An 11,516-nucleotide genomic window follows, 5' to 3' on the forward strand; every position below is an offset into this window, starting at 1 on the left:
GATGATGGATCAGGCGACAATCCAGGCGGTCGAAGATTCGGTCTACGCCTCAGGATTACCGACGGATGCCGCCGCTGTCCTGTTGATCGAACTCGACGGACTGCGGGTGAGCGTGGATCATGACGCCGAACGCATCATCACGATCTGTCATCAATGGGGTGCACGCACGGTCCGACAGGCGCGCGACGAGGCGGAGCGCGCTCGCCTCTGGGCCGGACGCAAGGGAGCCTTCGGCGCCATGGGTCGCATCAGCCCCGATCTCATGGTGCAGGACGCCGTCATTCCCCGCAGCAAGCTGCCCGAGGTCCTTCCCGAGATCTATCGCATCGCCGCTCGTTACCGCTTGAAGATGGCCAACGTCTTCCATGCCGGAGACGGCAACCTCCATCCCAACATCTGCTACGACGGGCGCGATCCGGAGGAAGTCGCTCGCGTGGATGCGGCCAGCCGCGAGATCATGGAGCTGTGCTTGCGCGTGGGCGGCTCGCTGACGGGCGAACACGGGATCGGGCTCGATAAGATCAAGTACATGCCGCTGGCTTTCAGCGAGGCGGACCTCGATGCCATGGCCCGCGTGCGCGCCGTGTTCGATCCCCAGGGACTGTGCAATCCGGGAAAGGTCCTGCCCGTGCGACGCTGCCGGGCTTTTTGACCCGTGCCGCAGCCCCGAAACGATGAGAAAGAGATTCGTCCACAGAATGGAAGGTGTCCGCGGATGAGCGATCGGCGAGACCTGCTCAATTTCGCCGGCTTCGTGGCATTTTTCAGAGGAGTCCGGCTCAACCGAAAACGATGAAAAGGAAGCCGCAGATAACGCCGATTCTCACGGGGAAGAAAATCGGCAGAAGCTCGTGAAATCCGCGGTTATTTTTCGGAGGAGACAGCGTGAGCGTCGCACACGAACTCGCCACCATCGTGGGTGAGGACAATGTCATCCCCGGCGACAGAAGCGAAGTCACCCTCGATGGGCGAAAGCCCGCCGTCATCGTCCGGCCCGCGACGAGCGAAGAAGTCGCCGCCGTTGTTGCCTGGGCTCGCACCACCGATCACGCGCTCATCGTAAGCGGTCAGGGCACGCGCCTGGCCATGGGGAACCCTCCGGAACGATGCGACGTCCTGCTGTCCCTGGCGCGGATGAATCGCATCCTCGACTATGAACCGGCAGATTTGACGGCGCGGGTGGAAGCAGGATGCACGCTCATGACTTTCAATCGCACCGCCCAATCCCACCGCCAGTGGCTCCCGCTCGATCCCCCGGGATCGGACCAGGCGACGCTCGGAGGAATCGTCGCCACCGATGATTTCGGCCCCTTGCGCTACGCTTACGGACGGCCGCGCGACTACGTCATCGGGATCGAAGTCGTCGAGGGCACCGGTCGGCTCATCAAATCCGGCGGGCGCGTGGTGAAAAACGTCACCGGCTATGATCTGAACAAGCTGTTTGTGGGAAGCTACGGAACGCTCGGCGTGATCGTCCGCATCAATCTCAAACTGCGACCGCGTCCCGACGGCGATGCCACAGTCCTGGTGAGCAAAGCCTCGACCGATGCGCTCTCGGCCTGCGCTCGAGCCCTCCTGTCCTCGGAGCTGATGCCTGCGGCAGTCCTCCTGGTCAACAGCGGAGCCGGTCGAATGCTGGGTCTCGAGCCGGCTGAGCCCTCGCTGCTCGTGCGATTCATCGAGACAGAACCGGCCATCCGCTATCAGCTCGATCGCTTCGCGGAGATCACCGCTCATCACGCGCTTTCGTCCATCCGGCTGGATGAGGCGCGAGCGGCTTCGCTCTGGCAGACACTGGCTTCCACTCGATTCCTGATGAACTGCGAGTTCATTCTTCGATTGAGCGCCCTGCCGGCGCAGACGACTTCCCTTTTCACCTTTTGCCATCAGGAGCTGTCGCAGTTGATCGAGAACCCGTCGGTCATCGCCTATCTCGGCACGGGTGTCGTTCGAGCCGGCGGCATGTTACCTCGACATCGGTTTCCGTTGCTCGCTCAGGTGGTACAAACTCTGCGCGCGATGTGCCGGCAGATCGGCGGCCACCTCATCGTCGAAGCCGCACCGGCAGAGATCAAACGGGAACTCGATGCGTGGGGAGAGATCGGCCCGACGGCCTCGCTCATGCGAGCGCTCAAACAACAATTCGATCCGGGGCGCATCTTCAGTCCGGGGCGTTTCGTCGCCGGAATCTGAATGTGACGCTCCTTGCCTGCTGCACGGGCGGTCAGAAGCAAACGCAAGCCAGGGATACGAGGGGAATCATGGAGCGAATGAGACGGTGGAACGGCTTCGAGAACGATACAGTGGGACCGAGCGCCACCGGACCGCCCACGGGCACGGGCGCACGGGAGCGCCGTGACGCGAAGCTCGGTCCCCTCGTGCGGGAAGACCTCGAAGGGAGAAGTTTCGTTCCCTCGACGGGGAACAAGGGCGCTGCACTCCCGAAGCATGAAACGAAGGAGCGGCGGTTGTGAATTCGGCGAGCATGACGACACTGGCGGGAATCTTGCAGGCGGAAGCGGACAAGCTGCTGGCCTGCGTTCATTGCGGGTTGTGTTTGAGCGCATGCCCGACGTATCTTCTGGCCGGTGACGAGAACGATTCGCCGCGCGGCCGACTGTACCTGATGCGCGCCGTGGCCGAAGGGCGACTCTCAGTGGACCAACCGGCCTTCCGTCGGCATATTGATCTGTGCCTGGGGTGTCGCGCCTGCGAAACGGTCTGCCCGTCGGGCGTGCTCTACGGGCGCGTGCTCGAAGCCGCTCGAGCCGAGATCGCTCTCCGTCCGATGACTCCACCCGATCCGGCGACGCGACTCATTCGTTTTGCCCTCGCCCATCTGTTCGTGTCGCCCCGACGGCTCCATCTCTTCTTTGCGCCCGCTCGCTGGCTGCGACGCTCGACCCTGGCACGGATAATCATCGAGAGCCGACTCCTTCCGGCGCGATGGGAGAAAGCGTTGTCGTTGCTGCTGGCCACGGCGCCGATCGAGGGTGATCGCTCATTGCGCTCTTCCGGCGCCAGGCATGACCAGCGCGTCGAGGCTCCGTCGTCGTCCCGCCCGGTTGCGTTCTTTGCCGGCTGCGTCGGACGGGAGCTTTTCGAGCATACGAATCGGGCGACCCATCGCGTCCTTCAGGCGCACGGCTGCACCGTCACCGATCCTCCCGATCAGGTCTGCTGCGGCGCTCTCCACGCCCACGCCGGAGATCTGGACAATGCCCGACGACTGGCGCGAAAAAATATCACTGTGTTTGAAGCTACCGGAACGGTTCCTATCATTGTCAATGTCGCGGGCTGTGGAGCGATGATGAAAGAGTACGGTCATCTGCTCTCCGGCGATCCCGACTTTCACACGCGCGCCCGCGCCTTTGCCGCTCGCGTGCGAGACATCAGCGAATATCTCATCGAGATCGGTTTCCGGCCGGGACCCCAACCGGTGGAGGCCACCGTCACCTACGATGCCCCCTGTCATCTCCATCATGCGCAGAAAGTCATGCGCGCGCCCATCGAGTTGCTCCGACAGCTTCCCGGCATCCGCTTTGTTCCTCTGCCCGAAGCCGAGATGTGCTGCGGCAGCGCCGGAATCTACAATCTTCTTCATCCCGATTGGGCCGACGCGATCCTCCAGCGCAAGCTCGAACACATCCGCCGCACGGGAGCCGATATTCTGGTCACCGGCAATGCCGGCTGCCTCATGCATATCACGAGCGGCCTCCGTCGCGCCGGAATGACCACGCGGGTCATGCACCCGATCGAGCTGATCGCTCAAACATATCCCGAGTGATGCCGGTCGCCACGGTAGCTCCACATTAGATCGTGGTCGCTCCCAATTGCACCAAATCGAATAGCTCCGAATGAGGTAGATACTCCCTGCCTAACCATCAACAACTTCCAGGCACAAACTCAGGGCGTTTTCGGGACTCAGAAGCCACCGCCACGGTTAAGCCTATGACTACCGTTACCATTGAACATGGTTGAAAGCTCGAAGTGGCTGGCTCGTCATGGACTGGTCAATCCGCGACCCGAATTCGGCAATCGGTATGTGATTTCATCTTCGCGCTTCCTGGCCCACACGCCTGGTTCTAAGAATTTCCCAGAGTTTTCATCCGCCCTCAGCCTTTCAGAGCAGCGACCACTCGGATTGGTACCTCTGGGGATCTTAAAGTGATCTGGAAGAGCAACTGGAACATGAGGTCTCGGCCTACGAATCCCCGCCGATTCGGGTTGGCCAGTTTGAAGGGATTTCGCGTCGGATCATCCCAATGCTGGACGCCTTCCACTACCCTTTCAATGACGCGTCTCCGCCGCCCATCGTCTAGTCCCACCTTCATCGGCCGCGGCCGGTAACGGTAGGGGCGGCCCAGGTGCACGTCCTGGCTACAGGACGCTGTTCCCCGCTCAGGCGGTAGCAGACGACCTCATCAAAGACGGCCAGGGCCGGGTTACCGGTATCAAAGTCACTGGTGATCCGGGCACCTCGGCTGAAGACTTCATCGTCGTTCCAGACACGGGCTCCCAAGAAGATCTCCACGGTGGGATAATAATCGCCCTGCCCGAGATCTGACCAGGCGGCCACCTCTTCCACCAGAGGGGGAGAGGTCAGGATGAAGCAGGGCTTTTTCCATTGCTGCTCGGTTTGCACCACGACCTCATCTGCCCGGAAGTCATAGCGGTCGGGAGAAGAGTAGATCACCTTCCCGTCGCAGACGACCAACAGAGCCGCCCCAGTCTTCTGGAACTGCTGCTGAATCCAATCGGCATACTGCTCGTATAGCTTTTAGGACAGCGTCCACTGCTGCTCTTCGTTCAACGCCAGGTACTCGTCCAGGGAGAGAGCGAAAGGATCCGAGACCGTCTGACTCTTCACTTTCTTCATGGTTGATGATTATAGCCACTGAGTATCCGAGAGTGCCACGCCTGTCTCAATCGCTGCCAATGAGCCTAGCGAGGAGGGATGTGGAAGGACTGAGGGGCGTGATATCCGTGACCATTCAGACTAAAGGCGCGAAGCGGCTGGCTCATCATGGGCTAGTCAATCCGTAATCTGCATTCCGCCATCGGTATTCTGAGGTCTGAAGTCTCGCAGAATGGGTGACGATATGATACAGCCCGCCTCCACATTCGACTCGAGTGGGCCCGGGCATGACTTTCTCTCTCCCCACGTAAAGTCCGACCGCGCCCCTTCGGGGTCTTGAATACGTTGAAGACCAAAGGCTGCGAGCCACAGGAATATTGCCCTACACCAATTGGGGCCACGAAAGTCGGTATACACCCAAGTCATTCGTTTCTAGTACAAAATGGTGTGTGCATTGAGGCTCCTTGACTCTGACCGGGATCAAGGGCTGCCACGAATTCTTGAGAACTTGAGAAGATACTCATGACACCTGTCGCGGGCTGAAACAGGCTCCATCCCACTGAACCGGCGGCATTCGCTGCTCGGGGGCGGATCGCCCCTAACGCCTTAGATTCACCCCGCACTGAGGTCCCAACCGAGTTCCAGAGGAGCACGCTGCACAACCGGATCCGACACCGTAGTGGCAGTTTCGGACTGACAGTTCGGCAACGTGCGCAACACCGGATGGAGGGGATAACCGATTTATCCGGGGTTCTCCATAGTTTCGTCAGCAGTTCGCAACCCTTATAGAAGCGGCGTCATTCGCGGTAAAGCTGTTCGAGCACATCCCGATAGCGTTCCGCGACCACCGACCGCTTCACCTTCATCGTGGGAGTCAGTTCATCCTCCTCGATGGTGAAATCTCGCTCGAGAATGGCGAATCGGCGAATGGCTTCCGTCGAAGAGACGCGCGCATTCACCCGGTCAACGATCTCCTGGACGAGCCGAACGATGGCGGGATGATGAGCCAACTCGGAGAGACTCGTCGCCGGAATATGGTGAGCACGGGCATAGTCGAGGGCTTCGGCGACGTTCAGCGTGAGAAGCGCGACGAGGTAACTTTTGCCCTCCCCGTAGACCATCGCCTGACTGATGAGCGGATGTTCTTTGAGCATGTTCTCCAGAAGAATCGGAGCGATGTTTTTGCCCGTTGACGTGACGATGATTTCCTTCTTCCGTCCGGTGATGGTCAAAAATCCTTCCTCGTCGAGAGCGCCGAGGTCTCCCGTGTGGAGCCAGCCCTCGATGACCACTTCGGCGGTTTTGTCCGGCTCTTTGTAGTATCCGCTGAACATCATCTCGCTGCGCACGAGGATTTCGCCGTCGGGAGCAATTCTCACCTCGCAGCCGGGCATGGGCGGTCCGACTGTCCCGAACTTGTAATGATCGGGACGATTGAAGGCGACGCAGACATTCTCCGTCAGCCCGTAGGCTTGAAGGATGGGCAGGCCAATGGCGGCGAAAAATTCTTCGAGCGAACGATGCAGCGCGGCGCCACCCGATGTGGCATAGCGCACGCGACCGCCGAGATACCGTCGCAGTTGCGGAAAGACCGTCCTCTCGGCCTCCTCGTACGCCCGACGGAGATCATCGGGAATCGGTTGTCGGGCCTGCTGCAGGGCGCTGATCTGACGGCCAATGCGCAAGGCTCGATGGATTCGCTCTTTCTCTTCCGAACGGGCCGCCTCCAGATCGGCGAGAATGCGGGCATAGGCCTTTTCATAGAAGCGCGGCACGCTGGCGAAAATCGTCGGACGAACCTCCGCCACATAGTCCCAGAACTTCGCCAGATCCTCGACCAGATACGCCGTGACGCCGGCATACATGCGGTTATAGAGGCCGGAAATGCGCTCGGCCACATGGCAATAGGGGAGATAGGAGAGGCTCACATCCGAATCGCTCAAGGGAATCACCTCATTGAGCGAGAGGACGCTGTTGAGGACATAGCGATGACTGAGGCAGGCTCCTTTCGGCAGTCCCGTCGTGCCGGAGGTGTAGACCATCATCACAATGTCGTCGAGCGTGGCGCGGCGACTCCGTTCGTCAAGAATTGGAGCGACAGCCTCGCGGTGAGCGCGCCCGACATCGAGAAACCGATCGAAGGAGACGACGCCCTCGGCTCCCCCGGCAACATCCTCCACGGTGATGATCAGGCGCACCTGAGGCAGCTCCGAGCGCACGCGGGCAATCTTCTCCCATTGCGTCGGCGTATCCACGAGGACAAATCGAGCATCGGAATGGGCGATGATGTAACGACATTGCTCGGCGGAGCTGGTGGGATAAATCCCCACGGTGACGCCTCCGGCCAGCATTGTGCCGACGTCGCTCACCGGCCATTCGGGACGATTGCCCATCAGGATGGCGACCGACTCGCCCGGGCCGAGCCCGCGAGCCAGAAGCGCTTGGCCGAAGGCGCGAGCCTGCTCGCTCCACTCGGCCCACGTGAGCGGCTGCCACCGATCTCCCCGGCGCACGTAATATGCCGGACGATCGCGATATCGTTCCACACGCTCGTGAAAGAGTTGACCGAGGTTACGATAGCTCATCGAATATCCTCACGGAGCGTCTTCTTTTTCCTACCAGCGAAGCACCACACAGGCCATATTCATCCCCCCGCCCGACGCGCACAAGACGAGATGGTCTCCCGGTTGAACCTTTCCCTCTCTGACGGCATCGTCCAGAGCCATCGGGATGCAGGCCGACCCGGTATAGCCCCACTTGTGCATGACCGTATGCGTGCGCGACAGGGGCAGGCCGAGTCTGTCCATGACCGCGCGAATCGTGCTCAGATTGACCTGGGTGAAAAGAAAGAGCGCGATCTCCTCGAGCGTGAGCCGAGCCGCCGTCAGAGTTCGCTCGATGATTCTCGGCCACCCCTCGATATTCGTCTCCGGGGGGTATTTCTTGACGAATCGCACCTTGGTGAAATAGCCTTCGCGCAGCACCGCTTCGGTGATCGGCAGTCGGGTTCCTCCGGCGTAGATGCCGAGATAATCGTGAAACTGTCCATCGGCCAGCAATCGCGAGGCCAGGATGCCGGGCTCCCGTGAAGCTCCAAGCACGACCGCTCCCGCACCGTCGGCGAAAATCGTCACCGTCTTTTTGTCCGCCCGATCCAGGTACTTGCTCATGGCATAGGCTCCGATGACGAGCACATGGCGATACTGCTCATCGGCCTGGATGTACTTGGCTCCGACATCAAGCGCCGTTACGAACCCGGCACACGCGCAATTGACATCGAAGGTTGCGGCTCGCGTCGCTCCCAGGCGATATTGAACGACGACCGATGTGGCGGGCGAGAGATACTCCGGCGTATCCGTTGCCAGAACGATGAGATCAACATCCGCCGGAGTCAGACCGGCGCTCTCCAGAGCACGTCGAGCGGCGCCCTCGGCCAGATCCGCCGTACTCTCGTCCTCCCGACACCACCGCCGTTCGGAAATCCCCAGAACCTGCGAAACGAACGGATCAATATCCTCACCGAGCCAGCGGCTCAACTCGGCATTGCTGACGACCCGCTCCGGCACCGAGAGTCCCGTGCCGATGATTCGAGCAAATCGCGCCATCTCCCTCTCCCAAAGTGTGGCGCAGACTTTCCCGCCTGTTTGAAATCACGGGACGGGAAAGTCCGCGCTCGCTCCACCATCAGAAGTTCAGCTTGAGGGCGAATTGAACCACTCGCGGACCCGTGCTCGTGGCCGTGATCCGGCCAAAGGTCGCCGGGACGGCAACGTTGGCATTCGGATTGGCGAAATTGACCGTGTTGAAGAGATTGAAGAACTCCGAGCGCAATTCGAGCCGCACCTGCTCGGCCAGGGAAATGAACTTGATGAGCGAGAAATCCACATTCCGCTGATCCGGTCCGCGCAGGATGTTTCGCCCGGAATTACCAAAGCCCACGCGGGGAGCAACGAAGGCGCTGGTGTTGAAGAAGCGGGTGAGCTTGCTGTGGACGGAACCTTCGATCTCCGCCGAGCCGCTGAAGCCGGGGGCGAAATCGGCCCGATTGAAGACGGCTGATCCCACGGCGTGAAAGACGGTGAAGGGCAAGCCCGATTGCAACGTCACGATCCCGGCGATCTGCCAATCGTTCAGCAGGTGACGGGCGACGGCTGCCGACCCCTGGTACAGGCGCGGCAGGTCGTAGACGAAACTGGCGACGAACCGATGACGACGATCAAACGACGACAGGCCGCGATGACTGCGGAAATTCTGCTGATCTCCGGGCAAGGTTGTCAGCTCGTTGGCCAGCTCTCCCGAATATTCATCAATGGACTTCCCGAAGGTATACGATCCGAGCATCTGCAAACCTCGCGCCCACCGTCGCGTCAAACTGATCTGAAGCGAGTTGTAGTTGGAAACACCCGCCGTCTGAACCTGCTGCATCCCGTTGGCGATGCCTTTATTGGTGGAAAACCCCGGGAAAGGAGCGGCCCCACCGGTCGCCGGCGGCTGGTTCAGATTAAACACGGTGATGAGTTTCGTCCCTTTTGATCCCACATAGGCCACTTCGAGCAGGTCATGATCGGTCACCTGAAGCTGAACCCCCAGCGTATACTGCTGCACATACGGAGAACGCACATCGGGCGAGACGAAGATACCGGAAATCCCCACCGGCGCGAGCGGAAGGCGCCCGCGTCCCGGAACGAACGTGGTGATGAAGATCGGAGCCGGATTGGTCGGCGTCACCGGGAAGGCGGTGGGTGGAGGGACATCCGGGAACGGATCGTTGAAGGGGACCACTAGCCCCTGTGCGGGGAGACTCACGGCCGCTGCAATAATGCCGTAGGGATAGTTGAAGATTTGCGAATTGGCAAAGCGCGTCGAGAACCGATCGAAGTAAATTCCATAGCCGCCACGGACCACCAGCCGATTCGTTCGCTCCAGCGGCTTCCAGGCAAAACCGAAGCGAGGAGCGAAGTTGCTGTCACCGGGGTTGAGGGTCTCGCCGACGGTGGGCACACCGGGAAGCGGCGGCCGCGCATTGCTCAGTTGCACGAATCCGTTCGGCGGCAGAGCGGGCGCCGCGGGCGTTCCGGCGCGAAACTGGCGCGGATCAAAATTCACCAGTCGTCCGCGCTGTTCGCTCAATCCTCCGAAGAATTCGTAGCGCAGGCCGAGATTGAACGTCAGCTGAGCGTTCACGCGAATGTCATCCTGAACGAAGGCGGCGATGTCGGTGGCGCGAATCCCTCGATCCGGCACGCCCGAGCCCAGAAGCGATGTCCCCACGATCCCCCGCAGGAAATCCTGAAACGTATTGAAAATGAGCTGTCCGCGAGAAAAGAAGTTGAAGAAGAAATCAACCCAGTAGCGACGCACATCGCCCCCCAGGCGCAGCGCGTGTCGGCCCCGGATGAGGGAAAACGTATCGCTGAGGATGCCCGTCTGCACCGTCGAGGCCTGATCGGCCAGCGGCGTTGACCCGATGGTGAAGGCACCGGTCACCCCGATGGTCGGCAATCCGGGGAAGAGCGCCCCCAACGGATTGCGAATGCCGAAGTCGGCTGCCCTCAGCGGTTCCTGCGGCGAGGAAGCGGCGCGGATTCGACTGTACCCGAGACGAATCTCGTTGACCGCCGAGGGGCCGAAAACGTGCGTGTCCGTCAGTGAGACCACGCGATGGCGCAGGCTGAAATCCCCTCCATAGCCGGGAACCTGAAACGCATTCGATCCCACGAAGCTGAAGAGCGCCTGAAAAGCCGGGGCCTGGGAGAAGAAAACTTTCCCCGTCAGTTTGTTCGTCGGCGTCAACTGGACATCGCCGTTGGCATTGAATTGATCTTCCCGAAAGCGCGAAATACCCGAGAGCGCCGTCGGTCCCACCGGATTGGCCGATGACGGGATGGCGAACTGACCGCCCGGCAGTCGCGCCTGGAGCAGCGCCAGCGCCACCGGATGAATCTCGGTTGCCGGCACACCAAATCGCGCGGCCAGGCCCTCCCGACTCCGATCATCGGTCAGCGGAACCGGCGCCGCTTGTCCCGGAACGAAGAAATTGAGATTGAGGAAGGTGAGACTGTTGGTCAGCGACGCCCCATTGCGTTCGCGCGTGCCCTGATAGGAACCGAAGAAGAACGCCTTGCCTCGAACAATCGGACCTCCGAGCGTGACGCCAAACTGATTGCGCGTGAGAATCGGGCGCTTTTGGCCCGACGCATTGAGGAAGAAATCGTTCGCATTCAACACCCGGTTGCGCAGGAACTCGTAGACGTTACCGTGAAATTCATTCGATCCGGATTTGGTGATGGCCGCCACATTCCCGCCGGCGTTGCGACCATGCGAGGCATCGTACAGGCTCGTCTGGACGATGAACTCCTGAATGGCATCGGGAGCCGGCGTGGCCAGGTTCGGCGTCGAGTTCGTCCCCGGACTGTTGACCTCCACGCCATTGATGACGACGTTATTGCTCGTCGTCCGTTGACCGTTGACCGAGATGGCGATGTCACCGCGTCCCATCTCGGTGTTATTGGCCAGCGATGCGATGGTTCCGGGAGAGAGCGCGAGCAGTTGCTGAAAATTGCGCGTCGGCAAAGGGAGCTGGCGTATGCTTCGCTCGTCAATGACCCGCCCCATCTGCGAACTCGCCTCCTGAACGAGCGGCGATTCCGCCGTCACG

General features: G+C 60.7%; 8 protein-coding genes. 4 read left to right on the top strand and 4 right to left on the bottom strand.

Going from position 1 to position 11,516, the window contains the following annotated elements; genetic code table 11:
- The 4 genes from VNM72_04180 to VNM72_04195 form a co-directional block, all read left to right on the top strand.
- The coding region (locus VNM72_04180; GenBank protein HXF04596.1) for an FAD-linked oxidase C-terminal domain-containing protein at positions 1-652 on the top strand (652 nt) is incomplete at its 5' end.
- 233 nt (positions 653-885) lie between these two features.
- A complete protein-coding gene (locus tag VNM72_04185) occupies positions 886-2,193 on the top strand; it encodes an FAD-binding oxidoreductase (protein HXF04597.1) in 1,308 nt (435 codons plus the stop codon).
- Between the two features lie 68 nt (positions 2,194-2,261).
- Positions 2,262-2,474, top strand: coding sequence for a hypothetical protein (locus VNM72_04190; GenBank protein HXF04598.1), 213 nt, complete (start codon positions 2,262-2,264; stop codon positions 2,472-2,474).
- Complete coding sequence (locus VNM72_04195; protein HXF04599.1) at positions 2,471-3,787, top strand: heterodisulfide reductase-related iron-sulfur binding cluster; 1,317 nt, start codon at positions 2,471-2,473, stop codon at positions 3,785-3,787. The genes VNM72_04190 and VNM72_04195 overlap by 4 nt, the downstream gene beginning before the upstream one ends.
- 543 nt (positions 3,788-4,330) lie before the next feature.
- On the opposite strand, the gene VNM72_04200 is transcribed toward VNM72_04195, so the two are convergent.
- The 4 genes from VNM72_04200 to VNM72_04215 form a co-directional block, all read right to left on the bottom strand.
- Entirely contained in the window at positions 4,331-4,696 is a 366-nt protein-coding gene (locus VNM72_04200; GenBank protein ID HXF04600.1) for a hypothetical protein, read from the bottom strand.
- A 959-nt stretch (positions 4,697-5,655) separates the two neighbouring features.
- Positions 5,656-7,443 (bottom strand): long-chain fatty acid--CoA ligase, encoded by a 1,788-nt coding sequence (locus tag VNM72_04205; GenBank protein HXF04601.1) that lies wholly within the window; start codon positions 7,441-7,443, stop codon positions 5,656-5,658.
- 30 nt (positions 7,444-7,473) lie between these two features.
- Positions 7,474-8,463 (bottom strand): ketoacyl-ACP synthase III, encoded by a 990-nt coding sequence (locus tag VNM72_04210; GenBank protein HXF04602.1) that lies wholly within the window; start codon positions 8,461-8,463, stop codon positions 7,474-7,476.
- 79 nt (positions 8,464-8,542) lie between these two features.
- Positions 8,543-11,516: TonB-dependent receptor (locus tag VNM72_04215; GenBank protein HXF04603.1), on the bottom strand; the 2,974-nt coding region annotated here is incomplete at its 5' end.

The sequence above is a fragment of the Blastocatellia bacterium genome, from assembly GCA_035573895.1.
In the GTDB taxonomy this organism is placed as follows: Bacteria; Acidobacteriota; Blastocatellia; order HR10; family HR10; genus DATLZR01.

What these genes read in the sequence shown, in the direction of transcription:
- VNM72_04190 (HXF04598.1), top strand. Translation starts at nt 2,262, where the DNA reads ATGGAGCGAATGAGACGGTGGAACGGCTTCGAGAACGATACAGTGGGA.
- VNM72_04205 (HXF04601.1), bottom strand. Translation starts at nt 7,443, where the DNA reads ATGAGCTATCGTAACCTCGGTCAACTCTTTCACGAGCGTGTGGAACGA.
- VNM72_04210 (HXF04602.1), bottom strand. Translation starts at nt 8,463, where the DNA reads ATGGCGCGATTTGCTCGAATCATCGGCACGGGACTCTCGGTGCCGGAG.